The following is a 26,958-nucleotide window of genomic DNA, read 5'->3' as shown; positions in this document are numbered from 1 at the left end:
GATGTTACCTGCCCCTTTCTTGCAAAGAGAGCCTCGGATCGGCAGCCATGTGCAGAAGATCGGTTAGAAGACTGGTGCAAAGGTAAAGACAGGCAGCAAAAAAAACATAGCCTTGAATAACAGGTAAATCACGGTTGAAGATCGCTTCAACAAAAAAACGTCCCAGGCCTGGCCATGAGAATACCCTTTCGACTACAATCGTTCCCGTGATCAGCCTGCCCAGGTTCATACCGAATCCAGTGATAACAGGCAGGATGGCTATCCGGACCACGTGTCTGAGCATGATGCTGTGCGGTTTCAGTCCTCTTGTATGCGCATAGTCCACATACGCATGCTTTAACTGCTCCAGAATACTCTCGCGGAACAGTCGCGCATAGGTTGCCACAAGCGCTAGAGCTAGGGTCAATGAAGGCAAGATCAAATGTTGCCATGTGCCCTTGCCCTCCACTGGAAGAAAGTCCCAGTGAAGAGCAAACAGATAGATCAGCAAGTAACCCAGCATGAATTGTGGCAAGGACGCACCGATGTAGGAAAGGAAACGTACCGCGTAATCTATCCACTTCCCGGCATACACTGCCGAGAAATAACCAAGTATCACGACGGCGATAAACGCAATCACCATGCTGGTTCCGGCCAACTGCAGTGTTGCTGGTAACCGACTCCATATTTCTTCCCATACGGACTTAGATGACAAGTATGAAGTGCCAAGGTCCAACTGCAACATGTGAACAGCAGATTGCACGTACTGAGACATAAATGAATTGTCCAGTCCCATTTCTGCCCTTTTCTCCTGCAGCATTTGTGCGTTAGGTTTAATATGAGCTGCCGAGAAGTAAGCCTCGGCCGGATCAACCGGAGAGAGCCTCATTAGCACAAACGCTACGAAGGTGGCGAACAGCACGAGCGGAATCAGCGTTATTGCTCTTTTGAAAATATAACCTGCCATGAGCGGCCCTTCCTTTTCTTTATTTTAGGCGGATGCTGTTAAACGGATGATCCCATCTGCTCTCCGGAAACGATACGTTATCAAGTGTTTTCTGGTATACGTTGAATTGACGAATATAGGACAAGGGTATAATGACCGATTCCTCCTGAATCTTTTGCAAGATCTGATCGTAAAGCTCTTGTCTTTTCTTCTCGTCAACGGAAGCCAGTACTTGCCTGATCTGTTCGTCTAGCTCTGCCTTGCCTTCAATATTGAGATGTGCCTCGGCAACACCAAACGTGGGTTCTGCTACTGCATTGACCAACGTATGTGGATCGTAAGGCACGCCGGAGTTGAACCAGAAGTTCATGTCGTAATCACCCTCGCGAAAACGTTTGGTTTGTTCAGTCAACTCAAGTCCCGTCAAGCGAAGTTCGACGCCAAGTCCGGCCCATTCGGCCTGAAGTGTCTCACCCATTGCTTTTTGGATGCGGTCCGTTGTATCATACATCAGCTCAAAAGACAGCTTTTCTCCGTTTTTCTCCCGGGTTCCTCCCGACGCCGGGACTGCCCATCCCGCTTCATCCAAATAAGCTGCTGCTTTGGCAGCATCATATGAAAATCCAGGGAACGTTTGGCTAACGTAAGGATAATCGGTAGTTAACACCTGCGTTGCAGGCTGTTCAACATCTGATGTGATCCCCTTGACCAATCCTGCCTTATCGAATCCTTGATGCAGAGCAAGCCTTACGCGTGTATCCGCCAGTTTTGTGTTCTGCGTGTTCAAGATCACATTCCGGGTGCCTAACGGGCCTGACAATGCGGTTTCGTAGTTCTCGTTTTTTTGCAGGCGGGTAAACTCGTCGAGACTAATAGAGCCTTCCCCGAAAATGAGGTCCAGATCGCCTTTCTCGAAAGCTAACACACGGGTTTCAGCATCGGGTATGATGCGGACAGTAATCTTATCCAGCTCAGGCTGTTCACCCCAATAGTTTGGGTTTTTCACAAATACGCTGTATTCATCCTGCTTATATTCTTTAAGTATCCATGGCCCCGTACCGATTGGAGACTTAATGCTCTCCAGCGTGTTGTCCCCTTCGGGAAAGCCTGCATCGGCAAGGAAACGGAAGGGACGTACGGTCGTCAAGTCCTGTAATACCGGGTAGTACGGCTCGGACATGACCAGTTTGACAGTGTACTCGTCAACGACCTCGGCTTGATCAAGCAATTTGGCTGTTCCCAACCAGCTATGCGTCGTTTTGTTTTGCAGAATGGCGTCTATATTACGCTTAACGCTAGCGGCATTGAACGGTGTGCCGTCCGAGTATTTGACGTCCTGGCGAAGATGGAAGGTATACTCCTTTCCATCCTCACTAATTTCCCAGCTGGAAGCCAAATGGGGTTTGATTTCTCCCCCTTTCCCATACTCAACCAGAGGTTCGTAAATCATGGATTGTGAAAACAACTGCGATGGATAATACGCATGCGGATTGGACGGACCTAAGTCCCTCATCCAAGACACAGTAATTTCTTTAGGTTTTTCCTGTTCACTGTTGGCTGTTACAGATGAAGCAGCCTCCTCTTTGTTGGAACAAGCTGCTGTTATGGCAATCAGAAGTACAAACAGCATGCCGAATGTGACGCGGTACATATTTCTCTTTATCATGGTAAATCCTCCCCTTAACACATTAATGAGAATGAAAATCATCTTCAATCATGTTAAGGAGTTTGGTATGATTGAACAATGAATATATTTCTGTTTTTTTATAGCACAAAAAGCAGAACCGTGCTTGCGACAACTGACTTGTCTAGGATTGCTGTTCAGAAGAGCGATTTAGAATACACATAATTAAGGAGCATGACATGGAACATTCACCCGTTGACGATACAAGAAACCCCGTTTTTCCAGACACTGGATTCGGCTTATACATTCCTCAAAGCGTGATTCTGTTGCGTAGGCTGTCCTGTAAACAGTGTATCGCCAGCCCGCCCGGGGCGCATCGCCTTATCGTGTTTAGGTCGGCTTCCGGTTTGCTGCATTTGGGGAAACATTTCGTGCAGACTGAAAAGAACGATTCCTTACTTCTTGCACCAGGTGCACAGGCTAGCATCCAATTTGTCGACCAGCATGAAGAGGCCCCGGAATCATTAGAGTTGGATCCGCAACTGGATACCGCGGCAGCCATCATCATCGTTTTTTGCGTATACCGATTAGGAGAGTCAACACCATCCAACGAACTTCTGTCCATGATTCCTTACGAGACACGAATGAATATAACCGACGAATCCAGGTTGCTTGATCTGGCAAGAACGCTCGACTCCTCTTTGAAGCGTCCCATTTTCACTCCTGAGGAATCGCGATTGAAACAGCAGATTACGTTACAGGAGCTACTCCTTTTTCTAATGGAAAACATTCGGCGGAACACGGAAATACCCGATAGCATTCAAGCCGTGAAGCATACGGTCGCTTATATCGAATCCCATTATCAGCAAAACATTACGGCTCGTCAGTTATACAGCATCGCTGGCGTAGCCAAATGGCAATATAGTAGCTTGTTCCAATCCATTACCGGAAAAAAGCCGCTGGACTACGTGCTAGACATTCGTCTGAAACACGCCAAGCGGCTGTTGCTACAAACCGATGACACGCTTGCGCAGATTGCCCACGCCGTTGGATTTAAAGACGAAAGCTACTTTTCACGGAAGTTCAAACAGACAGAAGGGATTACTCCCCGCCAGTATGAGGAGGCCTCTTCAGTAAACTCGTCTCCCTTCCTCATGCCGGAGGTTCCTTATAAACGTATCGTTGCCATTGGTTATTCACTTGGCGATTTGCTATCCCTGGGAATCAAACCGGTTGGTGCAGACGTGCAGATTATCGGTAAACGGGGACTTTACTGGGATGCAATCAAAGACGTTGAGGATGTTGGGTTACTTGGTGAGCCGACAAAAATACGCGAGCTTCATCCTGACTTGATCGTTCATTCTGGTTTCCGTCAGGATTGGGTCGACGAGCTGGCATCCATAGCCCCAACGGTACTTATCGATCGTTATGAACCCGTTTATTCCAGAATTATACAGATGGCAGAGTTGGTGAATCGGCAAAAGTTCGCAGAACAATGGATCTATCGACATCGTACTGCAAGCAAGCGAATGTGGAGAGATATAGCTGAGCATGTGGATGTCAAACAAACGGCGGCGGTATTTTCCATTGTTGAAGGCAATCTTTACGTCATGAGCATGAAGGGTTTTGGGGTCACCGTCTACCACCCTGACGGCATGCAACCCCCGCCTAAGGTGAAGGAATTGATCCAAGCAGGCATTCCTTTTCAACTAACGCGACCGGAACATGCTCGAGCCTACGAGGCAGATATTCATTTTATCCTCATGGATAGCGACACACGTACGATTCGGTTATACAGAGAACTAATGCAATCACCATACTGGAATTCGAAAAATGCCGACCGAATCATCGTTTCTGAGAACAAATATAATTTTGATGACCCGCTCACGATGGATAAACTATTAATTGAGCTTCCACAAATGATCCTGAAGAAAAGCTACAGCCAACCTCATTACATCTAAAAAAACGATCTGACTGTTTTGAAAAATTATTTTTTTCATATCAAAAAACCGTTGGTCTTTTCGTTAAGATCAACGGTTGAATAGTCAAATAGGTCCATCACCAGAACCAGAAAACCACGATTATGTTCACATGGATCATATGGAGAGATCATCGAGTTATTGCTTGCGCTCCTTACGAAGCAACTAGATAAAGTAAGGGACCTCAATTATTGCTGTTAGAATACCAACTGGAATTTCGATTGGAGGCACCAGACCGCGACCTATACTATCGGCGATTACCAGAAAATTTGCCCCACATAAGGCAGCGACAGGAAGTGGAATCTATGCTTGGGTCCAACTAATCTTATGGCTGCCAATTGGAACTGCTTAATGAGCTGAATCTAGATCGGATGGACCAAACACTGCTTCAAACTGTTCATATTGCAGCGCCATTAATTCATCAAATAGTTTTTGTCCCTCGACAATTTTGATCTCCTACGAAATGTTTACCGTTTCCATTAGTTTCGGGTACGTAATGTCCCTTGGCAGTCTCCGACTCCATCTGTTTAATGGTCTCGCGAAGAAGCTGAATCTCCTCTGCCGTAGCCCTTTGTGCAGCCATGTTGGCAATAAGCGGTTCAATGCTCATTCTTGCTTCCACAATGTCCTCCGGAGACACGGAATTGATGAATGAGTCGTCCGTGAGTGATTCTTCCTGCTCCATCGTGCTTTTGACGTAGACAGCTTGTCTCCAATGTGGAACGTACCTGATTGTATCTCTGAAAAAATCTGATCATAGATTTGAATATACAGTTTATTGCTAGATACACGATTGAATTGTATTCAAATCACTTCCCTCTGCTGGCTTCATTACTCCTGATCGCAAAAACTTAATATGAATAAACATTATATAAATTAGAATCTTGTTAGACAACATGATTATTAGACAAATACATGATGATTGTACGAAACAATTGCTATAGGGACATCATTCTTGAGTTGAACCCGTATAGTCAAAATATAAAACATGACCGAGATGAAGCCGATCATGTTTTATGCTAACTTCCAAGCACACCAGTGAATCCGCGAGATTAAGACTTGGCAGGAAGTATGTTTTTGTCAAACTCTACTTCAAACAGATACTCGTCCAGATCCACCTTCATCGCTTCGTTGAAGATGTTAGACGCGATCATTTTGCATCCGACAGTGGTGATGAGCACGATCTCTTCAGACGTGAATTCATTTCTTAATCTGTCGTATATGGATTCATCGATGGTGTTTGGGTTGTTGACCAATCCACGACCATAATCAATCAGTACTTTTTCAATTTCGGTGAACTCAAACTCATTGAAACTGATGTTCAGGTCCCGGAGAAGCTTGGCATGATAGGTGGAGCAGACGAGACATTCATTTTCAGTCGAAATCGCATAACAGTAAAAATAAATCGCGCGGCTACCAATGATCTTCTGCAGCTCATTGCGGACCGGATAAAATTCCATCGCTTCGAAAGAAGGCATTGAATAGAGCAGCGTTTTAACCATATTGGTCACACGACTACCACTTTTGATCCGCTCATCGACGAAATCTTTGGCTTCCTGGGTCATCTCTTCGTATTGTAATGCGGGTACCACACTGCTCATAAAAAGTTCCTCCTCTTAATAGATTAAATGTTTACGAATCGTATGGCGCATATGACACTTATGACGATTTATTGGAAATGAGGAATCTCGATTCTCGAGATTGCCTGAATCAACGACTGTGTGTATTCATGCTGCGGATCATGGAAAATACGTCTGGTCTCGCCTTCTTCCACAACTTCTCCGGCTCTCATAACCATCACGCGGTGCGAAATGCTGTAAATCACTTCAAGTCCGTGGGCGATAAACAAATAGGAAAGTCCTTTCTGCTGCTGGAGATTTTTCAACAGGTCCAGGATTTGTGCCTGAATCGTCATATCCAGTGCCGAGGTCGGCTCATCGCAGACAATGACAGCAGGTTCCGCCGCAAGGGCCCGTGCGATGCCCACCCGCTGACATTGCCCGCCGGACAGCTCTCCCGGATAACGGGACTTGTAATCCCTGGGCAATCCGACATCGTCCATCAACTCATCAATACGTCTATCGATCGCTTTGGCACTCAGTTGAAAGTACAGCTTCAGTGGTTCAGCTATGATGTCTCTGATCTTCCATCTCGGGTTCAGGGATGATACCGGGTCCTGGAAAACGTACTGGATGCTTCTCCTGTCGGAGCGAATACGCTTCGTTCCACTCAGGGACTTGTCCCCCAGAGCAATTTTTCCCGATGTGAGAGGAATCATACCTGCGACCATTTTGGCAACCGTTGTTTTGCCACTTCCGGATTCACCAACAATGCCTAACGTCTCTCCTTGCCGCAGATGAAACGAAACATCACGAACGGCCGCAAAATCGGTGCCGCTCCTCGTTCGATATACTTTGTTCAGTCCCTGTGCTTCCAGCAGGGGCTTGTTCATGAGTCCACCCCCTCGAAATAAATGCGAGGCATGCTGTTCAACAACTGTTTGGTGTATGGATGTTCAGGCCGTTGAAATATGTCTTCTTTCGTTCCCTCTTCCACCAGATTGCCGTGTCTCATGACGATGACCCGGTCAGCAATCTCGTGAACAACACCGAGGTCATGCGTGATGAACAATACGGTCATACCGTATTGTTTTTTTAGCTTCTGGATCAGCCGTAAAATCTGCGCTTGCACAGTCACGTCCAGCGCCGTTGTCGGTTCGTCAGCGAGCAACAGTTCCGGCCTTGATGACAAGGCCATCGCAATCATGACGCGCTGCCTCATTCCCCCGGAGAGCTGAAACGGATATTGCTTCACAACTTCGTCCACATTCCGGATCTCCACTTGTGCCAGCCACGATTTCGCTTCTTCAAGCGCAGCCTTTTTGCTGATCCGCTTTGGCGCGTGCAGGCGAATGACATCTACCATTTGTGTACCAATCGTGTAGACCGGGTTTAGTGCACTCAGGGCATCTTGGAACACCATGGCGATTCGTTTGCCGCGGATGCACTCCATTTGTTTCTCATTTAACGTCAGCAAGTCCTGACCATTGAACCAGATATGACCATGCGTATATTGTGCGGCAGGCCGAGGCAACAATTGCATAATCGATTTGACGGCTACACTTTTCCCACTGCCCGACTCACCGACAAGGCACAATATTTCGCCTTCATGGATATCAAAGGAAATATTATGGAGCACATCGCTGTGCTGACCCCGTTTGGTAAAACGTATGCCTAATTCTTCGATACGCAGAAGTTTTTGTTCCGTCATGTCGTTCTCTCCTTGCTAAGGTCCAATGGTGCGATGTTCGTCCCCGGTTGCTCCAACAACCGTTTCAATGTTTCATGGGCAAGCACAAGATCGAATATGGACAGCCCGAACGCATTGAACATTATTTTACGCTCCGGGTGCTGTTGTATTGCTTGATCCGGCTTGCCCAGAAGTGTCTCCAGCAAGGTTACCTTCCGGGCAATATCGGGTGACTGTCGAGCAAGGCCAAAGAGCGACTGGCTGCTGGATGGAACGCCGGCTTCGTAATCGTCACATACAATATCGTCGAATGACAGAATAGCTTCCGAATCAATGTCGCGCATGCCAATATGAAGATATAGATGGCCTCGAACGAAATGCTCTGCATGCAGATAAGGCTCCGATGCTGACGTGGCACCAACCACGACCTCTGCAAAATCGAGACGCTCTGGTAAAGAAACATGTACCCGAGTATGAATGCCTCGTTGTTCGAGTTGGGCTGTGTGCCTTTCGAGCAGTTGCTCCGCATGCTGCGCCGTGCGGCTCCACACGTGAACTTCTTTTAGTTCGGGCATGAACGGTAGTATACTGCGAAGCTGGTGACCTGCCTGGAAACCTGAGCCGCAGAGAAGTATCGATGATGCGTGTGATCCAGTCAAGATTTTGATGGCTGTAGAGGATACCGCACCTGTACGCAGCCCGCTGATCAACTCACCCTCCAGAATGGCAAGGGGTCTCCCCGTAGCCAGTTCATTGAGCAAAACAACCGGATGAGTATACGGCAGCCCGTGATTCGGTTGGGGTACATGTGAAGTCCATTTCAGACCTGCCACTCCCTCCTCTGCCAGATAGGCAGGCAAGGAATAGAATGCCCCTGCTTCCCTTGCTCCGGCAGCCATCGCTACCTCTTGCGCGCTAACGGCTGTTCCCTGCGCCTTCTGCCAGAACGTTCGCTCGATTAGACGCTGCGCAACCAAGGGATCTGCAATGCCGCTCTGTTCGATGCGTTCTCGGGATATGAAGTACACGCTCTCCAGCCTCCTTTCTGCGATTGTAAAGGTATTTTGCTTGTCCGTTGACATCGCTCCGAAATCAACGTAATTCTGCCTGGTCTCTAAGCCAATCGCCGAACAGGTTAATGGTCATGATGACCAGCGCGATGGCTAGACCAGGAATCGTGGATAACCACCATGCCGAGCTGATATAGCTTTTGCCATCGTTAACCATACCACCCCAAGTCGGTGTGGACACGTCGATCCCGAGCCCGAGGAAGCTGAGGGCTGCAGCGAGCAGGATCATATGGGACATCTGCAATGCTGCCTGCGTCGCGATCGTGTACAGCGTATTCGGCAAAATGTGCTTTGCCATAATCGTGATGCTCGGTACACCCATCGCTTTGGCTGCTTCGACGTACTCCAATTCTTTTAGAGCAAGCACCTGGCTACGTACGACGCGTGCAAAGGTCACCCAGCCTGTCACGGCAAGCACAATTACGATATTGGTTAAACCCGATCCGAGCACAGCGACCATGACGATGGCCAGCAGCATGCTTGGGATGGACATCTGGATGTCAGCCAGACGCATTAATACCGCGTCCGTTTTACCGCCGAAATATCCGGCAACGATCCCGATTACACTGCCCAGCACACCGGAAATCACTACGGCAATGATACTGATCCAGAGCGATAACCTGCCGCCGTACAGCAATCTGCTGAGCACGTCCCTGCCCAACTGATCGGTCCCAAGTAAGCTCATGCCTGCGTCTGCGCTATATGTGCTCCCTGGCGGAATAAGAATATCCTGCAAGGATTGCCTGTACGGATCGAATGGCGCGAATAGCGGGGCAAAAACCGTCAGTGTGAAGATGACGGCCAACGAACCTATGCTGGCAATGCCTTTGGCATTGGCGCGGAGCAAAGATCGTTTTTTCATGATTATCCCTCTCTTCGTTTAGTGCACTTTGATTCTCGGATCAAGGCGATGATAGATCAGGTCTGTCACCAGTGTAATAGCGATATAGATGACACTGATCACGAGGATGCTTGCCTGCACCAGCGGAAAATCACGGTTGCTGACGCCTTGAATGATTAATTGTCCTACACCCGGCCACGAAAAGATCGTTTCGGTTACAACTGCACCTGCGATCATGACTCCGAATTCCAGGCTGATCACGGTAATAACCGGAAGAAATGCGTTTTTGAGTCCGCGTTTCAAAATCCGGCTTGGTTTGGAAAAGCCTTGGGCCTGACTTGTGATCATATATCCCTTGTCCATGACTTCAATGAGTGATGCTCTCATAGTGCGGGCAATGGGTGCAATCGGGTATGCTGCCAGCGTCAAAGCTGGTAAAATAATCGATTCCAATCCCCTATTGCCGGAAGTCGGCAACCAATGAAGGTTAACCGCAAAGATCATGATCAGCACAATCCCGATCCAGAATACCGGTAGAGACTGGGTCAAGAAAATCCAGGCATTGACCACATAGTCGATCCAGCTGTTTTTCTTATAAGCCGATACAATACCTGCAAGCAAACCAACAGTGACTGCAATAATGATGGCGAACATGGCAAGGTCGATGGTTGCGGGCATCCGTTCGAGCACCAGCTTCAACGCAGATTCCTTGTAATACAGGGAATTGCCCAAGTCGCCAGTAAACAAGTTTTTCAGGTAATCGATGTATTGCATCCAGAGGGGCTGATTAAAGCCAAGGCTCTCTCGAAGGGCGGTCACCTGTTCTTCACTTGCTTCAGGAGGAAGCATCAGGCGCGCGGGATCACCCGACAACCGGATAATGAAAAATACAAGGGTTGCCGCACCGAGGACTGCAAGTACCGATTGTCCCAAACGTTTTAACACGTAATGCTTCAATGGTTAACACTCCCATCCGGGCTTGACCACATGGCGTTGGCACCTGCCGATTTACTCGTTGCCTGCAGCAATGGTAGATACCGGAATGGAGCCATCCACGCGGCCGTCCCATTTCAAACGATCAGATACGCCATAGTACTGGTTCTCCTGATAAAGGAAAATACGCGGTGCATCTTTCAGCACTTCATCCTGAATCTCTTGGTAAAGTTGCTTGCGCTGAGTCTCGTCCGTAACGGATCGTGCTTCATCCAGCTTGGCGTCCACATCCTTGTTCGTGTATGTCGAGTAGGACTCACCGGAACGAAGGATGGCATAGATCGCTGCGTCTGCATCCAGTGTGTTGGTGCTGCTCCAGCCAAGAACGTACATGTCGGACTGTTTGCCCGCAGGTACGAGCGTACGATACACAGAACTTTCCACATTGTTGACTTTGATGTTCACACCTACGGCTTTGAGTTGTTCTGCAATGACTTGTGCCACATCGGTGTTCTTAATGTACCAGCTTACGGTATCCAGCGTTGCGGTGAATCCGTTTGGATATCCGGCTTCCGCCAGCAGTTGCTTCGCTTTCTCGGGATCGTAGCTGTATCCTTCTGGTTCGCCAGCGTAACCAAAGTCTTTCGGACCTATCAAGCTGTTGGTCTGAACGGCAGCACCTTGAAGCACCTTATCCACAATGGATTTGACATCAATCGCGTAGTTCAAGGCTTGTCTTACTTTCGGATCATCAAAAGGTTTCACATCGGTTTTGAAGCCGACGTAGACGGTGTTGCCTGCTCTCTCAACCGTCGAAAGACGCGCTGTAGATGAAGATTCAATCTTCTCGCGATCTTCTGGGGATACTGCTGTGATGAGATCGACCTCATGATTGAGCAGTGCGCTGACACGTGTCGAAGCTTCGGGGATGGAACGGAAAGTCACTTTTTTGACTTCAGGTTCTCCACCCCAGTAATTGGGATTAGCTTCCAGGACTACGTTACTGCCTTTGTCCCAGCTTACGAATTGGTAAGGACCTGTGCCTACCGGTTTTTGAGCAAATTGCTCTTGTCCGACTTCTTCAGCATATTTTGGAGGTACGATCTCGGTTGGATAACGATTAAAACGCGTGGGTACAAGTGGGTCAGGCTTCTTCGTCACTACGTTTACCGTATATTCATCCACCACGTTGACTTCTTGGATTGTGGAAACATAGCTTGCAGTCGGTGCATTGTTCGCCGGATCAAGAACGCGATCAATTGAATACTTTACAGCATCTGCATTGAACGGCTCACCATTGGTGAACGTTACGCCTTCGCGCAGTTTGAATTCCCAAGTGGTGTCATCAACTTGGCTCCAGCTTGTCGCGAGCCCTGGTACGAGCTGTTCATTCTCGTCCCGCTTGACCAGAGTGTCGAAGATATTATCCACGACTTGTGCATTTTCAGTTAAAAATCCAGGATCCAATCCGTTAACGTCGAATGCCCGGGCAACCGTGATCTCCAGCTTTTGAGCCGGTGTTTCACTTGCTACCTCTGCTTCGCTTCCCGATTTGCTCGTGGTTGAGCATCCTGCGGCAAAAACAGCCAACAAGGTCAGGCTCAGGAGAAACTTGCTCTTCTTCATGATGTAAACCCCCGTTACATAATTTTTATGTTAATTTGCCCAGCATAACCGCATAACCGTCCACGTGGACCGTCGATGCTGAATGGATGGATAAAATGACACCTTGTTCTATTGGACAGGTTATGGAATGCTCTTCCAGTTCCGGGTATGACAACACGCGGATCAGTTCCTCCCCCTGCCTGACGACCTCCCCGGCTTGCCGGCTGAATGTCAGAATACCACTCGCTTTGAACCTCAACTCGGCAACTTCTGTGATCCTTAACGGCTTGCTATTTGTGGATAGAGTTTCATCCGATTTCATTTGAAGCTCGGTCAGATATACACCTAGCTGCTTAAGAATCAAGTGCACAGCTTGAAGGTGCATGTGAACGGCAACATCACTCCAACGGTTGCCGCCTCCACTCTCCAGTAGCACAGCGGGAATGCCCTTCTGGCACACCTCGTTGATCAGCATGCCTTTAGCTTCGGCGCGGCAGATGAGTGTAGCTGTGAGCGGAACCTGGCTTAAAGCTTCCAGGGTACGATCGAACGCTTCATCGTGATCGCTAGCAACCATTACAAACGGACATACGTCCAGCCAGCGGCCTCCACCGTGCAGATCAATCAAAAAATCGGCATGCGTTGTGATTTTGTCAGCCAACCACTCGCCATAGCGACTGGAGTATGAATCGGGATCAACGTTTTGACCGAAAACCCGATTCAGGTTAACACCGTCCAGCGGACTGGCATTGGTTCCTGCGAGCATGGCCGTTGGGTTCGTAACAGGACATACAATCAGGCTGCCACGCAGCCCTTCTGGCGAAATATCGGTCAACAGTCTGGCACAAGCGATAATTCCGTCATGTTCGTCCCCGTGCAATGCAGCCTGAATCCATACGGTCGGCCCGGCTTTATAACCTTTGACAAGAAACAAGGCAATCGTCTGTTCTTCATACGTTTCATTGATTCGGGATACGGTAGCCTCAGGTTGTTGAGCGAAAGCCTGCTCCAAGTTCTCGAAAATGTAGCGAGGTGGCTTGAAAAACTGCATCGCTGATAGGGGTTGCCACATGAAGAAATGGATCTCCTTCCTTAAACCAAGTATTCTAGTATGAATAGTAAAATTTAATTGATCCTATCAAATGATGTGTCTCTCTGTCAATGTCATATAATGGATTTTAATCACGTAATATGTCGAAAAATAGCTGAAAACATACACTACTTAACGATTTTTAAAATCATTGCCAACGATTAAGTGAACAAGATGATACGACATACGAAAAAAGCCGCTAGCAAGCGGCTTCCCATATAGTCTTCGTTGCTTGTGCACATCCATCCGTTGCATCCTTTAAGACCAGCTTCTTGCGCTGATGGCATGAATTGGCGCTGCGAACGGGTTGCAGATCGTAGGATTAGAGTTCAATCCCTTCGCCAGGCTTAAGCATTTTTCCTACTCCGACACCGTGTCCCCGACATGATCTCCATGTCCATGGGTTAACAGGATTACATCCGCATGCACGGTAGCCGCATCCAGGTCCGTGTTTGAGTTTCCTGTAATAAACGGATCAATCAGAATGGATTTTGCCGTTCGTCTCAATTTTCACAACGGAATGTCCATGATAAGATACTTTCATTAATAGTTCCTCCTTTAACTGATTGATATAAGCATAATCGACGTTCGCAAAGGGCCATCCTGTGAACTCATACGCATCACAATATAACTTCCAATAGAAATATCGAATATTCATTTCATTGCCTTTGATCATGGGAGTTGAATACGTAATGCGTAACTTATACGCTTTTAGATCATTATTATTTAATTGCACAATCAGTTTCTTCAACGAGGAGGTACTCATAAACATGACTCCGGCAAGCTCTCCATGGACAGTCGATCCACATTCGTGAACAAAACATTTATCGGCTAGCTAATGTAAATCCCTTATCCATTTCCCCACCCGTTAGTTCAATCCAAATACAGCCGTTCTTATCGGCTACACCATTGATTCACTTTTCCTTTTTAAGCCATAAAAAATTCCCTCCGCTCAGCAAGATTAAGTCCATCGTAACAGATGTCTTTTTTCTCTTGTCTACGAAAAGGGAATAAAACCAATTGATCCTACATTTCTTATCCTATTATTCAATTGTTTTGTCTTCATCAAGATTTTTTTCAAATTGTTCTTCTAGATGCTCTACGTAACTGACAACTCGTGGGGATTCCAATAACCTACCTACTACAAAATATAATCCAATCAAAATACATACTGATATTATGATTTCAACAATGAGTGGCATCATTTTCCCATGTTCTCTCCTTGCCAGGTAGCGTCTAGTCGGCCCAAGTTAGATTTGATTATTTGCTTGTTATCCATTACCATTCCACTTGGTCGAAACGCATGTTTTTGTAGTAATACTCTCTGTCATGGTCTGTGATATTACGTAGGACTCTGCATGGATTTCCAACAGCGATTACATTGCTAGGAATATCTTTGGTTACCACGCTTCCTGCACCGATCACACTACCCGCACCGATAGTAACTCCAGGCACAATCACAGCGCAGCTACCGATCCATGCGCCATCCTCGATGACTACGGGTAGAGCGAACATTCCACCTTCTTTGCGCTTTTCTGGGTGCACTGGATGATTGGTTACAGCAATCGTGACATTTGGACCAAACATGACATCGTTTCCAATCGTGACTTTATAGTCATCAACAACAGTTAAATTAAAGTTGATATAGACATTATTGCCTACTGTAGTGTTTGATCCATAAGACATCCGAATAGGAGGTTCCATCCAAACATTTTCACCAATACTACCGAAAAGTTGTTCCATCAGAGTCTTACGCATTTCAATATCATCGGGATGTAAGCGATTGATCTCATAACATAGCGCCTTTCCTCGCTGACGCGCACGAGCCAGATCAGAAGCTTCCTTTGGGTAATTTGCATCGTGATCAGTAAACAATTGCCGGTTTGCCATTCGTTCTGTAATATTCATGCCTTAGTCCCCTCTGCATTTAATCTATTTATTTTAGTTGACCTTACATTCTTTGACCGCATATTTCTTAACCTACTGGTGAAAAACTCCTTGTAATATTATTGAGCCATTTGTATTGGCGGTAACGATAAAATGCCAATGGCAGCTTAATGATCTCATCTAAACTAATAACGATATACAGCACAAGAGGTGATACGTTCCATACAAAAGCACAGAAATAACCAAGCGGCAAAATAATGCCCCACATTACAATCGAATCACACCAAAAGCCAAATTTAGAGTCACCTCCTGCAGTGAATATTCCTGAGATATTGGTTGCGTTAATGGATTTAGCAATACAATAAAATGCACTAATATATAACATTCCATCCAAGTAGTTTTGAGATATGGCATTTAGATTTACTATGGAGAAAACAAGCGGTTTTATCAGGATTATTGTGCACCCTGCTATTATTCCAAATAGTAAAGCATATAGATTCATTCTGTTTCCCACCTGTTTGGCTTTTTCGATCTCCCCTTTACCTAGATATTTTCCAACCAGTATAGAACCACCACTAGCAATACCTCCACACAGTACAATGGTTAAATTCTTAACCACGGATGCAACAGAATTCGCTGCAACCATATCAGCACTTACATGTCCAATAATTGCAGCAGTTGCAGTTAGTGCCCCTCCCCAAACAATATAATTGCCTTGTACAGGCATGGTGTATTTTAGGAAATCCTTTAGGAGATTGCGCTGAATACCATCACGTATCGGGAAACGAAAGCGAATCGATCCTCTCGTCACGGAATAAATAACACAGCAGCCCAACTCAATAAACCGAGCTAAAACTGTAGCAAGAGCTACCGCCATGATTGCCATTTCAGGTCTGTCTGGGAAAAGCACAAAGATGCATAACGCATTGAACAAAATGTTTAAACTTAAACATAATGAACTAATCCAAGCGCTTAGTCTTGCATTTTCCATACTTCTAATCACGCTGAGATACATTTGTGAAATGCCCATTGCAAGATAAGAAAACGAATTCATCTTTAGAAATATTGAACCATACCGAATTAACTCACCATCATTGGTAAAAAATCGCATTAACGTTTCAGGATATAAAAAAGATACTAAAAAAAACAAAATTGAGATACTAAATGAGAAAAAGCAGGCAGTGCTGAGAATACGCTGTATGGTTTGTACATCTTTCTTCCCCCAATACTGTGCAGTTAGAATCCCTGCTCCCGTAGACATCCCCATGTAAAACAATGTCAATGCAAAGGTAATTTGTCCCGCTAGCGATACGGCCGACATTGTAGATTGGCTAATCATTCCCAACATAACTACATCAGCTGATATGACTGTGGCCGAGATTAGATTTTGTAATGCAATGGGAATGACAAGCGTGATTAATTCCTTATTAAAATCTCGAGTCATAGGAGTAGTTAACTGTATACGATTTTTCTTTTTAACCTATATCCACTCCTCTCTGTTGGTTTCCATATTATCAAGATAGGATAAATCCATTGTCCTTTCCATAAATATTGGCTATACTTTTGTGAAAATCGTATTTTTTTGGAGGCACTTTGTTTTATGAAAAATCTAGAAGTATTTTCTGATTTATCGGAACGATTGAATTATAATCTACCTGAGTTGCCCTTGTATGTCCGAAAGGGAAGCTTGAATCAATTTGAAAATTTTGAAGCTGCCGCTCATTGGCATTCGGATGTGGAGTTCATTTACATTCTGGAAGGCTCCATGGAGTATTCAGTTAACGGACAAACCGTTAGTTTAGAGCAAGGAAATGGGATTTTTGTGAATAGCCATCGTTTGCATTTTGGTTTTTCTCACACTCATTGTAATTGTTCATTTATTGTTATAGTGATCCATTCCTCTCTCATCGGGGAAGGTGCTTCGTTGATACGAGCATACTGGGAAGAGAAGTTTGGTCCAAACATGGATGATTTTGTACTACTAGCAGAACAGATATCCTGGCAACAAGAGATATTGTTATCCATTCAAGCGATCTATGCTGAAATGCACAATAGCTTTGCTCCAAATCCGTTCCGCTTAACTTCACAGGCTTTATCTCTATGTGCTGGTATTGGAGATCACTTGCAACCGAAGGTGGGAGATATCCATGATGTGCAATTATGGACGAATATTCAGAAAATGACTCGATTCATTCATCAAAACTACGAGCAAAAAATAACTCTTGAAGACATTGCGTCCTCAGGAGCCGTTTGTAGGAGCCGCTGCTGTACTTTATTTAATAAATACGTGGGTCAAACTCCCAACAACTATCTAACTCGATACCGCCTTCATAAAAGTTGTGAGATGTTGAGGGAAACAAAAAGATCTGTGAGTGAAATCGCACTTGCCTGCGGCTTTCAAAGTGTAAGCTACTTCTCATCCCTTTTTCGCAAACAAATAGGATTAGTTCCGCTAGCATATCGAAAAAAAGATTTTCCACAGTCAGCTATCTCCCCTCGTCCGGGATAAGAACTTGTAGCGATAAAACAAAAAATCCGCTAAATTAGCGACCATCTTTATCTTTTTTTCCATTATCACCGTATCTGTTCTAGGGTTACCGAGACCTTCTTATCACCTTTTTTATTAATCAAAGTAACTTCAAAATCAGATATCCATTTAAGTTCACCTAGATGTCTAGCATAGGCGAATTCATCTGGTAGTTCTGATATCACCTTTTCTAAAAGTATCTGTGTACCATCTCGGTGTAATAGATATAAATATATCCATACTTTCTACATTATGATGGCATATGACTTTAGCACTGTACTTCTTTTCAGGACTCTTTATGGCTTTTTTCCAAGACCATTCATTAACATAACCTAACTCCTCTATTTTCAAAGCTATCTCTCTAAATGGCTTAACGTCCCAATCATTGTTTAGAGTAATTTTCTCTATCCCGTCCATAAGCAGTCGAAGCGTGGTCCTTTTTTTCTCCAACTCACTTTTTGCACTAAAGTCATTCAAACTAAATTGGATTGGCACCGAACACACACCTGAACCGTTAATAAGCCTTTCATCCGAAATGCTTTCTACACATTCTATTAGGACTTTCCAACAATCTTTCGTTTTGTATTTCCCAAACAAACGTTCATACATCGCTGTAATACAGCGAGTTTCCAATCTAAATGAACGTCTTTTCCATTTCCAATTCAACTCATAATCTAATTTTATTGCTTCGTTGTACTCACATTTTTGATTTTTTATTATTGAATTAACATTATCTTGATCTACAATATATGGTAAATCTAAATCAAACTCTTTTAGTAGCATATGACTCTCTCCTTAGATTCCTTTCATGGGCGTTGCCTTTGGTGTTCTCCCTCTTATGAGCCAGATACTGCTTCCGTTTCTAACTCACTCTTTGCGATATCGATGAAGGCAGCCATTGATGGAGAAATCCATTTCTCACGATGCCAGAGCATCTGTGCGGAAAAGGATACATCCGATAAATCCCATGGTAAAGCAACTAGCCTACCCTCTTTCAAGTCTTCCTTTAAAGCCATCTTAGGTAACAGGGCGATCCCAAGACCAGCCACAGCGCATTGTTTAATTGCTTCTACACTACGAAACTCCAGTTCTGTCAAAGCATCGACACCTTTTTTCAATAAAGACTGGTTAAAATGAGTGCGATAAGAACAGTTTTTTTCAGTCAACAAAAAATACTGTTTGTGAAAGTCATCAATGAATGATTATGAAACGTATCCCCTTGGAGATATATTGCTTCAATCCGGTCAGCAACTGCCTCAAGCATTTATTGCTTATAAGACCTACAGTTCCTTAAATGCCGAAAAAAACAATGTTATTGTGTATCCGACTTGGTTTGCTGGTCTTCACACCGATAATGAATGGTTAATTGGAGAGAACAAGGCACTAGATCCCAATCGATATTTTATCATTGTGCCCAATATGTTGGGTAACGGATTATCGTCCTCTCCCAGTAATACTCCCGCTCCTTTTGGTAAGTCCAATTTCCCTCTCATCTCTATGTATGACAATGTACGTTCTCAACATCAACTCATTACTGAAAAATTCGGTATCAGCAAAATCAAGCTGGTTGTGGGTTGGTCTTTGGGTGCAATGCAAGTTTTTCAATGGGGAACAAGTTATCCTGAAATGGTCGAACGTATTGCACCATTTGGCGGAACAGCGAAAACGAGGCCACTTGCACATTGTTATTCCAGAGTATGATCGCCGCATTACAAGCGGATTCCAAATGGGAAAGAGGACTTTACAAGCACCCACCTGTTGACGGTCTTGCCGCGATGGGGAGAGTCTATGCCCCTTGGGGATTTTCGCAGGCGTACTATTTGGAGAAATTGTATCAATCCGAAGGTTACGATTCCTTGAAATCTTATGTAGAAGATTACTGGGATCAGGTGTTTTTATCCTTCGATGCTAACGATTTGATTGCCATGTTACGTACAGGAATAAGTGGAGACATTAGCGATAATCCCGTGGACCACTTCAACTTCGAGCAGGCATTACGTAAAATCTCCTCTCCTGCACTCGTTATGCCGGGGTCAAGTGATTTGTTTTTCACTCCAGAAGATAGGAAATTGTCTTCTTTATATAGTCTCATTGATTTTAATCAACAATTTCTTTAATACTTGCTTCTCCTCGTCGGTAAGGACTTGAACGATTTCTTCCTCCACCTTTTGGAAAGAGTCTTGGAAGTCTTCAATCAGTTCAATCGCCTTTGGCAATACGTATATATTTTTTTGCCGTTCATTATTGGCCGGAATTTTGCGTTCTATAAACCCTTTTTGCTCTAGACCTTGAAGCATACTTGTAATGCTGGCCCGACGTAGATGAAACCGATCTGCAAGATCCATTTGAATAATATTGTTATTTTGGTTCTCGTAAATATAGTCGATTACTTTTCCTTGTTGAGCGTTTAATCCCAGCTCTTTTATGCTCTCGTCTGCTCTTTTCTTTAACTTAAGACCGATAATCTGAAACAAATCCAGATAAGGCGTTTCTTTTCGGGATTTCATAATCGTCCCCCCCTGTGATTGTTAGAAGTCTAATTGTAAGCAACTAAACTATACAGCGATCCTATTGGCTTGTCAAAAAAACATTAGTCAATTGACAGTTAGACAACTAACAGTTATTATTCGAATTGTTCATAAATAAACACTTTGGAGGAATTCAAATGGAGAAGGTAACTCAAAATGCTGCGTTAGAAGAAGTTACAGCGATTACAAATGTACGTATCTTTGATGGAGATCAAATCATTGCGCCTAGAAATGTTGTCATTAAGGGGGAGTCTATCATTTCAGTCGGTGGAGACATTCCGGCCGATGCAACGATTATCGATGGAGAAAATGCGACTCTAATGCCTGGTCTGATTGATGCACATGTCCACACCTCCATCGGCGGATTACGTGATGCCCTAAAATTCGGTGTTACCACTGAACTTGAAATGAACGGCGATTTTACTCAAAGAGGGCGCGAGATTCAGTTAAAAAATGTGAATGACGTCGCAGATGTCCGTTCTGCTGGCACAGCGATTACCGCTCCGGGCGGACATCCGGATGAATTATTGCCGGATGGAGATGAAATACCTGAATTCATATTAAAGGAACTAGAGAAGTTATCGGAGGAAGACCGGGAAGCAATGTTAGCCGCATACGCTCACGATCACGATGAAATACCGCAAGTGACAACGGTCGAAGAAGCGATTAAACATGTGCATACCCAAGTGGAGAATGGGGCCGACTATATTAAGATCATGATTGAAGAAGGAACGGTCATGGGTGCACCTGGCCTGCCTGTATTAAGCGACGAGATTCTAAAAACAGCCGTGACAGAAGCCCACAAGTCCGGTAAGCTGGTCATCGCCCACGTCTTGACGGCTCTTTCATCGCAACAAGCCATCGATTTTGGAGTCGACGGTTTGGGCCATTTGTTTATCGACAGACCCGAGTACACCTCCGAGTTAGTGAAATCCATAGCAGGTTCAGGCGCTTTTGTTACACCATGCTTGGTGTTAAATTCATCGATTATTGGAAATACGGCATCTGAATTGGCGAATGATCCGCGTGTTCATTCCAAATTAAGTCCAGATTGGATTGATATTTTGAACTCAAGCTTCAATACGTTCCCTCAAGGAAATATGGAGAATAGCTTTAAGAATGTGATGGACCTTCACCGTGCCGGTGTTGATATTCTGGTAGGGACGGATGTCGCGCCGGTTCCCGTTCCAAACCTTGGCGGCCTTGCTCATGGGGCAAGTGTCCACCACGAAATGCAACTGCTGGTGAAGGCCGGGTTCACTCCGATTGAAGCTCTTCAGGCTGCTACTACCAAACCAGCCCGTTGCTTTGGTCTTCATGATCGCGGCCGTATTACCGAAGGTGCGCGCGCAGATCTTATTCTCGTAAACGGTGATCCAACAACTAATATTTCGGATACCTTGTCGATCAAATCCGTGTGGTTTAATGGTTCGCAGCAACTAGGTTAATCAGATTCGATCTGCTGTGCAATGAAAACTAAAACTCCGTGCTTAGGCACGGAGTTTTAGTCGATTTAATTGATTTTTAGAATCTTTCCTAATTATAACTGTAAGGCGCGATACAATATCATTGCCGTTTCAGCACGGTTCAACATGCCAGTTGGCACTAATTTACCGCTCTTGCCGCCCACAATCCCTGCTTTTACAAGTACTTCGGCACTATCCAGCGCATAACCTGCCAGATCGGATGCATCAAGGTATTCGTTCAAATCGGCTTGGTCAGTCATTTCTTTACCGGCAGCTTCTAGTGCCCGCGTTGTCATCACCATCATATCCTGACGGGTTACCGGATTCTCAGGGCGGAAGGTCTGATCCGTAAAACCATGAACAATGCCAAGCTGTTGTGCAGTTTGGATTTCCTGTCCATAAACCATATCTTGTTTAACATCAGCGAAGTTTCCTAATTTCTGGACGTCACTAGACAACTCAAACGTTCTGACCAATAAAGCTGCAAACTCCGCTCTGGACACAAAAGAGTCAGGTGAGAATCTGAATTCATCCGCAGGCGCAGCCAACTCGACGCCTCGTAACGCCAGAGCATCCACTGCTTCATTCGCCCATGCCGGCGGAGTGCTATAGTCAACATAGGAAGCACCACCTTCGCCATTTGCGCTATTCTCTTCATTGCTGGCCGACTTGCCCGTCAGAGTTAGAATGCCATAGACTGAAGTGTCCTGATAGCCATTTCCCGTCGTATCATTCCACGTTGCTATGCTTTGGCGTGCGCCAGCCTTACCATCATTGATCTGCACGTCGAATCCAAGCTTGGTATTGTTGTCAGGCGTTACCGCTGTCAGCGGGATTTTCATTTCGACAATATAATTGGTACCTGACTTCGAAGTTTGCGTTTCAACATTCGCTCCGATGGATGCCGGATTGAAGGAAGTCTCGTTTTCGTAATTCACGCGGTACTGCCCATCATCCGCTTGATAAAACGTTGTCTTGCCATTATTTTGGTCCAGGAACACTTCGACCGAGTCCTGCTCCCAGGCATTGCTGCTTGATTTATCCAACTCATTGTCACTTACCTGCACAAGTACATAAAGGTTGTTCTCATCCCATAACGCTTTGGCAACCCCGTTTGCGCCTTGCCACGCCATTTGATATTGATTGACCGGAATCACTGGGGCCTGATTCCAGATCACATCGATCTCACCGTCGATTACAGGAGTACCAAAACGAGCCTGCGACTCATGAGCTCCGGTCGTATCGGGAACATGATCCTCCATGAAAGTTGTCGGATCAGCAACAGCGTAATAAGCGGGTTTCGCCTGCAACTGCTTATCGAACAATAGCGGATTGTTGGCTGCACGCCAGCTTGTGCCGTCATCCATACCCCAGAAGGTTATGCGCGCAATGTTATCACTATGCTCACGGTATAAGTCCATTAATTGTGCATAAAGATAACCTTGTGCATTGGCTTCCTTCGTTGTGATCGCGTAGTTGCTGCCAGCCTGAATATCAAGCTCTGTCACACTGACTTCCACGCCAGTATTAATGAATCGCTCCAGGGAAAGCTGCACATTAGTCGGATTTGTATTCAATCCATAATGCCCTTGCATGCCGATTCCGTCGATGAGCTTTTTACCCGGATGCTCCAAAGCATATTTATCATTCAATTCCTGAACCATGCTGGCAATGGCTGTTGCCTTGTTCTGGTTGTCTTCGTTGTAGTCATTGTAATACAGCTTCACATCCCACGCCGGGTGCTCATCCAACACTTCCCGCGCAGCCAGGAAGGCCTGTTCTACAAAGTCCGAGCCAATCGCGTTATACCACATCGACTTGCGAAGTGCATTTTCCCAGTCGGTCGGGTTGGAAGGATTATCGCTCATCGCTTCGTTCACTACATCCCATGAAATAACGCGATCTCCGAAATGCTCCACCACCGTGCGAATATGGGACCGCATATTGTCCAATGCCTCTGTGCGGGACAACGGCACATCTGTTCCACTACTATCCTTGGTGCTGTTCATCCAGGCTGGAGATTGCTGATGCCAGACCAGCACATGACCGTGCATGCTCATGCCTTCGGCCAGCACTTTGTTCACCATGGCATCCGCAGCTGTGAACGTAAACTGGCCTTTCACCTTCTGCAACGCATCCGGTTTCATCGCATTGCCCGCAGTTGCGACATTATGATGCATGGACAGCAGTTGCAGTCTGCTCCCTTCCAGGTCCTCTGCCGAAATGGCATTGCCAATGAGGAAGTCATCTTCATAAACATCTTTGATCGCCGCAAGATCAGTTTGCACTTCCGGCGCAGTTGTTCCTGTATTCGCAATACGAATATCGTCTACATAGAAAGAAGCAGTTTTGCTGTTTGGCGCTTCCACATAAATCGTCAAATATCCGTCGCCCAAACTGTTATAGCGATATGTGCCCTCCAGCTTGACCCAGCCGTCGCCAACATTTACAGTCGTTGATGCCACCGAATTATAGCTCGCTCCACTGCCTTGCCCGACCTGTGTGGACAATTGCAGTGTAGTGCTTGCCGGCTCGATCAGCTTTACCCATGCGCTGATCTGGTATTCCTTTCCAGTCTCGACCAATTGCTCCACACGCAGCGTTGGTCCATGCCAAGAGTCACTTCGCCCCTCCACCTTAAGTGATTTGTTGCCACCATCGGTATGATTGGCTTCGTTGGTCACCGTAAGAACCTCCGTCCCCGCCCTGCCCATGAAGCCTCCAGTCTGACCGTCCTCAAAACCCAGCTCAAGCTTCACTGTTTCTTCGGCCTTTACTGTCGAAGTCGTCCAAGCTGGCAACATCATCCCCACCGCCAGCAGACCCGTCAAAAATACCTTTGTTCCTTTTCGGCGCATGACCTTGCACTCCTTTTCAATTTTAGTTAAACGTCCCTTAGCCGAACCTTGATAGGTATAATATGGATTTAAACCATAATAAAGCACTTACAATAAAATATAAAAAGAGATTATATATGAATGCTGCTCCCTTTCCTCTTGGAAAACTGTGACCCTGCCCTAAAATGCGTATTCATTCAAGGGCTTTTTGGGGTCTACAGTTGCCTGGAAAAGGCCGCAGCTTTCCACTTTAATCCATTTTACTTTTCCGGATACGGATCAATCATGCGAATCGTGCCGTCCGGATTGTACGTCAACTCAGCAAACTTGACGCAGCGCTTGTAGTCGACCCCGCCGGAAAGGGAACAATCGTGATAGAACAAATACCACTTTTCCTGAAATTGTACAATCGAATGATGTGTTGTCCAGCCCATGACCGGCGGCAAGATGGTGCCTTGGAACGTAAACGGCCCCATTGGATTGTCACCGATGGCGTACACCAGCTTGTGCGTTGTTCCTGTGGAGTAAGACAGATAATATTTTTCATTATATTTGTGCATCCATGGTCCTTCAAAATATCTGCGATCCTCGTCCCCAGCGATCAGCGGTTTTCCTTCCTGATCCACAATGGATATCTCCAGCGCCTCCGAAGTCATTGAGAGCATATCTTCACTCAGCTTCGCAATTCTTGGGCCGAGCGCCGGCGCATCCGGAGTTGGTCCTTCCGCTTGTTCCACGTAGCTTCCTGTCTGCCATTTCTCCAACTGTCCCCCCCACAACCCGCCAAAGAGCATATAGGCCTGCTGATCCTCGTCCACGAACACAGCGGGATCAATACTGAAGCTGCCCTGAATATATTGATCCTCCGGCTTGAACGGTCCTTCCGGAGACGACGACGTAGCCACGCCGATGCGAAAAATGCCATCATGGTCTCGAGCCGGGAAAAACAAATAGTAGGTTCCTTTTCTGTATGCGGCATCCGGTGCCCACATTTGACTGGACGCCCAAGGGACATCCTTCACATGCAGCGCTTCACCATGATCCTTCACGGGTGAATCCATGTCCGCCATAGACAGTACATGATAATCCTCCATCTTATACTGATCTCCATTGTCATTCACCGGACCATCATGATCCAGATCATGGGAGGGATAAATATAAATGCGATCCTCGAATACATGCGCTGACGGATCAGCAGTAAATATATGGGTAACTATAGGTTGATGCGGTTTAGGCAATTCGGACATACAAATGGCTCCTTCCAAAAGATATGCACCCCCGAATCACTCTTCGAGACTGCTATAGGTTAAACGATATTGATCGGTTCATGTCACTTGGGTGCAGCAATTTTCGCAACACGCTGATAGGCTTCCTTGGGACGATGCAATTCATCGAACAGGAATGGCCAGTTTTTCCGACCTCGGACAGGGAAATTGTCAAGCCAGGTGTACTCGTCGGCCGCCCCCCAGAATGTCACAGCGCTAATATGTTCCTTATATTCGTAAAGCAAGCGGAAGATGGATTCGTATCGCTCGGCTAGCAATTCCAGCATTTCCTGCGAAGGCTGAACAAGATCCGTACGCCTGTCTTCAAAGCGAAATACCGATACATCCAGTTCGGTGAGCTGAAGCTGCAGGCCAAGCTGCGCATACCGCTCAATCGCGGCGCGCATATCTTCCAGGGACGGATCATACAGATTCCAGTGCGCCTGCAGACCGACGCCATGAATCGGCACGCCTTGATCGAGTAACGAACGAACAAGCCGAAAGATGCGTTCCCGCTTCTGCGGATCGGATTCGTTATAATCGTTATAGAACAAAAGCGCCTGCGGATCTGCTTCATGGGCGAATTCGAACGCTTTGGCAATAAAATCCTCTCCGGCGATGTCCAGCCATTTGGTTGGACGCAGGAATGCGCTTTCGTCATCTGCATCATCGGAAATAGCCTCGTTTACAACATCCCAGGCATAGATAACGTCCTTATATCTGCCAACGACAGTCTGAATGTGAGCCTTCAATCGCTCCAGCAAAACACTTCGCTCCACGAGTCCGCCAGTTTCATTCTCGAACAGCCAATCCGGAGTTTGGTTGTGCCAGACCAGCGTGTGACCGCGGAGCGCCATGTCCTGCTCTCTGGCAAATGAAGCGATGGCATCCGCATCCTCAAACGTATACTTTTCCTGCTCTGGATGCACACTGGAGAATTTCATTTCATTTTCTGCCGTCAGGCTGTTGAAGTGATAGGCAAGCAATGAACGCTGGCTTTCAATCGTCTGCGGATTCACTGCTGCTCCAATGTGGAACGCATCCTTGTACAATTCCTTCAGTGGTGCCTCTTCTCGAAATGAACCCATGATTTTCCTCCTCTGAATTCCCTTTTTCGCATTGCTTATTAGCG

The 26,958-nt window shown here is 46.0% G+C and carries 25 protein-coding genes and 3 pseudogenes; 5 read left to right on the top strand and 23 right to left on the bottom strand.

The genetic code is table 11. The annotated features are described in order from the left end of the window. Window positions 1-4: 4 nt before the first annotated feature. Entirely contained in the window at window positions 5-946 is a 942-nt protein-coding gene (locus tag ACFVQB_RS18435) for an ABC transporter permease (RefSeq protein WP_379441936.1), read from the bottom strand. Window positions 947-965: 19 nt separating this feature from the next. Further along, the gene (nikA, locus tag ACFVQB_RS18430; RefSeq protein ID WP_379441935.1) at window positions 966-2,591 is read right to left on the bottom strand and encodes a nickel ABC transporter substrate-binding protein; all 1,626 of its coding nucleotides are present in this window, start codon (window positions 2,589-2,591) and stop codon (window positions 966-968) included. 389 nt (window positions 2,592-2,980) lie between these two features. Here nikA and ACFVQB_RS18425 point away from each other — a divergent pair, with 389 nt between their 5' ends. Then, window positions 2,981-4,510 (top strand): helix-turn-helix domain-containing protein, encoded by a 1,530-nt coding sequence (locus ACFVQB_RS18425; protein WP_379441934.1) that lies wholly within the window; start codon window positions 2,981-2,983, stop codon window positions 4,508-4,510. Between the two features lie 183 nt (window positions 4,511-4,693). Here the strand turns inward: ACFVQB_RS18425 and ACFVQB_RS18420 are convergent, their stop codons facing one another. From ACFVQB_RS18420 to ACFVQB_RS18350, 15 genes and pseudogenes are all read right to left on the bottom strand, one after another. Continuing rightward, entirely contained in the window at window positions 4,694-4,774 is an 81-nt protein-coding gene (locus tag ACFVQB_RS18420) for a hypothetical protein (RefSeq protein WP_379442856.1), read from the bottom strand. A 232-nt stretch (window positions 4,775-5,006) separates the two neighbouring features. After that, a pseudogene (locus tag ACFVQB_RS18415) lies at window positions 5,007-5,332 on the bottom strand (FCD domain-containing protein); the annotation flags it as partial. A 248-nt stretch (window positions 5,333-5,580) separates the two neighbouring features. Next, window positions 5,581-6,129, bottom strand: a complete 549-nt coding sequence (locus ACFVQB_RS18410) for a carboxymuconolactone decarboxylase family protein (protein ID WP_379441933.1) — start codon at window positions 6,127-6,129, stop codon at window positions 5,581-5,583. Window positions 6,130-6,197: 68 nt separating this feature from the next. Beyond that, entirely contained in the window at window positions 6,198-6,980 is a 783-nt protein-coding gene (locus ACFVQB_RS18405; RefSeq protein ID WP_379441932.1) for an ABC transporter ATP-binding protein, read from the bottom strand. Continuing rightward, a complete protein-coding gene (locus ACFVQB_RS18400; RefSeq protein WP_379441931.1) occupies window positions 6,977-7,798 on the bottom strand; it encodes an ABC transporter ATP-binding protein in 822 nt (273 codons plus the stop codon). The genes ACFVQB_RS18405 and ACFVQB_RS18400 overlap by 4 nt, the downstream gene beginning before the upstream one ends. Continuing rightward, the gene (locus ACFVQB_RS18395) at window positions 7,795-8,805 is read right to left on the bottom strand and encodes a hypothetical protein (RefSeq protein WP_379441930.1); all 1,011 of its coding nucleotides are present in this window, start codon (window positions 8,803-8,805) and stop codon (window positions 7,795-7,797) included. Before ACFVQB_RS18395 ends, ACFVQB_RS18400 begins: the two co-directional genes overlap by 4 nt. 64 nt (window positions 8,806-8,869) lie before the next feature. Then, on the bottom strand, window positions 8,870-9,709 hold the full coding sequence (locus ACFVQB_RS18390) for an ABC transporter permease (RefSeq protein ID WP_379441929.1): 840 nt from the start codon (window positions 9,707-9,709) through the stop codon (window positions 8,870-8,872). A gap of 18 nt (window positions 9,710-9,727) precedes the next feature. Beyond that, window positions 9,728-10,645 (bottom strand): ABC transporter permease, encoded by a 918-nt coding sequence (locus ACFVQB_RS18385; protein WP_379441928.1) that lies wholly within the window; start codon window positions 10,643-10,645, stop codon window positions 9,728-9,730. A gap of 51 nt (window positions 10,646-10,696) precedes the next feature. Beyond that, window positions 10,697-12,247 (bottom strand): ABC transporter substrate-binding protein, encoded by a 1,551-nt coding sequence (locus tag ACFVQB_RS18380; RefSeq protein WP_379441927.1) that lies wholly within the window; start codon window positions 12,245-12,247, stop codon window positions 10,697-10,699. 25 nt (window positions 12,248-12,272) lie between these two features. Further along, the gene (locus tag ACFVQB_RS18375) at window positions 12,273-13,298 is read right to left on the bottom strand and encodes a M14 family metallopeptidase (protein WP_379441926.1); all 1,026 of its coding nucleotides are present in this window, start codon (window positions 13,296-13,298) and stop codon (window positions 12,273-12,275) included. 384 nt (window positions 13,299-13,682) lie between these two features. Continuing rightward, window positions 13,683-13,860 (bottom strand): annotated as a pseudogene (locus ACFVQB_RS18370) (MBL fold metallo-hydrolase); the annotation flags it as partial. Between the two features lie 141 nt (window positions 13,861-14,001). Then, window positions 14,002-14,082 (bottom strand): annotated as a pseudogene (locus ACFVQB_RS18365) (hypothetical protein); the annotation flags it as partial. A gap of 277 nt (window positions 14,083-14,359) precedes the next feature. Continuing rightward, window positions 14,360-14,521, bottom strand: a complete 162-nt coding sequence (locus ACFVQB_RS18360) for a hypothetical protein (RefSeq protein WP_379441925.1) — start codon at window positions 14,519-14,521, stop codon at window positions 14,360-14,362. Between the two features lie 73 nt (window positions 14,522-14,594). Further along, complete coding sequence (locus ACFVQB_RS18355; RefSeq protein ID WP_379441924.1) at window positions 14,595-15,224, bottom strand: DapH/DapD/GlmU-related protein; 630 nt, start codon at window positions 15,222-15,224, stop codon at window positions 14,595-14,597. A 67-nt stretch (window positions 15,225-15,291) separates the two neighbouring features. After that, window positions 15,292-16,647 carry an MATE family efflux transporter gene (locus tag ACFVQB_RS18350; RefSeq protein ID WP_379441923.1) on the bottom strand — a complete coding sequence of 452 codons (1,356 nt, stop codon included), beginning with the start codon at window positions 16,645-16,647 and terminating at the stop codon, window positions 15,292-15,294. A 156-nt stretch (window positions 16,648-16,803) separates the two neighbouring features. On the opposite strand from ACFVQB_RS18350, the gene ACFVQB_RS18345 reads away from it, so the two are divergent. Continuing rightward, window positions 16,804-17,712 (top strand): AraC family transcriptional regulator, encoded by a 909-nt coding sequence (locus ACFVQB_RS18345; protein ID WP_379441922.1) that lies wholly within the window; start codon window positions 16,804-16,806, stop codon window positions 17,710-17,712. Window positions 17,713-17,892: 180 nt separating this feature from the next. Here ACFVQB_RS18345 and ACFVQB_RS18340 read toward each other — a convergent pair whose 3' ends face one another. Together ACFVQB_RS18340 and ACFVQB_RS18335 are read right to left on the bottom strand one after the other, a co-directional pair. Continuing rightward, on the bottom strand, window positions 17,893-18,513 hold the full coding sequence (locus ACFVQB_RS18340) for a hypothetical protein (RefSeq protein WP_379441921.1): 621 nt from the start codon (window positions 18,511-18,513) through the stop codon (window positions 17,893-17,895). A gap of 53 nt (window positions 18,514-18,566) precedes the next feature. Continuing rightward, window positions 18,567-18,926 carry a substrate-binding domain-containing protein gene (locus tag ACFVQB_RS18335; RefSeq protein WP_379442852.1) on the bottom strand — a complete coding sequence of 120 codons (360 nt, stop codon included), beginning with the start codon at window positions 18,924-18,926 and terminating at the stop codon, window positions 18,567-18,569. Here ACFVQB_RS18335 and ACFVQB_RS18330 point away from each other — a divergent pair. Next, complete coding sequence (locus tag ACFVQB_RS18330; protein WP_379441920.1) at window positions 18,925-19,431, top strand: alpha/beta fold hydrolase; 507 nt, start codon at window positions 18,925-18,927, stop codon at window positions 19,429-19,431. The two genes, ACFVQB_RS18335 and ACFVQB_RS18330, sit on opposite strands and share 2 nt — an antisense overlap. Continuing rightward, window positions 19,413-19,847 carry an alpha/beta hydrolase family protein gene (locus tag ACFVQB_RS18325; RefSeq protein ID WP_379441919.1) on the top strand — a complete coding sequence of 145 codons (435 nt, stop codon included), beginning with the start codon at window positions 19,413-19,415 and terminating at the stop codon, window positions 19,845-19,847. Before ACFVQB_RS18330 ends, ACFVQB_RS18325 begins: the two co-directional genes overlap by 19 nt. Here ACFVQB_RS18325 and ACFVQB_RS18320 read toward each other — a convergent pair. Next, window positions 19,809-20,237: a MarR family winged helix-turn-helix transcriptional regulator gene (locus ACFVQB_RS18320; RefSeq protein WP_379441918.1), complete on the bottom strand. Its 429-nt coding sequence runs from the start codon at window positions 20,235-20,237 to the stop codon at window positions 19,809-19,811. The two genes, ACFVQB_RS18325 and ACFVQB_RS18320, sit on opposite strands and share 39 nt — an antisense overlap. A gap of 158 nt (window positions 20,238-20,395) precedes the next feature. Between ACFVQB_RS18320 and ACFVQB_RS18315 the strand changes: the two genes are divergently transcribed. Beyond that, window positions 20,396-21,706 (top strand): amidohydrolase family protein, encoded by a 1,311-nt coding sequence (locus ACFVQB_RS18315; protein ID WP_379441917.1) that lies wholly within the window; start codon window positions 20,396-20,398, stop codon window positions 21,704-21,706. A gap of 92 nt (window positions 21,707-21,798) precedes the next feature. Here the strand turns inward: ACFVQB_RS18315 and ACFVQB_RS18310 are convergent, their stop codons facing one another. The 3 genes from ACFVQB_RS18310 to ACFVQB_RS18300 form a co-directional block, all read right to left on the bottom strand. Beyond that, window positions 21,799-24,582, bottom strand: a complete 2,784-nt coding sequence (locus tag ACFVQB_RS18310) for an endo-1,4-beta-xylanase (protein WP_379441916.1) — start codon at window positions 24,580-24,582, stop codon at window positions 21,799-21,801. Window positions 24,583-24,821: 239 nt separating this feature from the next. After that, a complete protein-coding gene (locus tag ACFVQB_RS18305) occupies window positions 24,822-25,808 on the bottom strand; it encodes a glycoside hydrolase family 43 protein (RefSeq protein ID WP_379441915.1) in 987 nt (328 codons plus the stop codon). A gap of 83 nt (window positions 25,809-25,891) precedes the next feature. Further along, window positions 25,892-26,914 (bottom strand): endo-1,4-beta-xylanase, encoded by a 1,023-nt coding sequence (locus ACFVQB_RS18300; protein ID WP_379441914.1) that lies wholly within the window; start codon window positions 26,912-26,914, stop codon window positions 25,892-25,894. Between the last annotated feature and the right edge of the window lie 44 nt (window positions 26,915-26,958).

Origin of the sequence: Paenibacillus sp. NPDC057886 (genome assembly GCF_042796655.1) — a bacterium.
Taxonomy (GTDB): Bacteria; Bacillota; Bacilli; order Paenibacillales; family Paenibacillaceae; genus Paenibacillus.
Note: the sequence above shows the minus strand (reverse complement) of the source record. Positions and strands in the feature narration are given on the sequence as shown.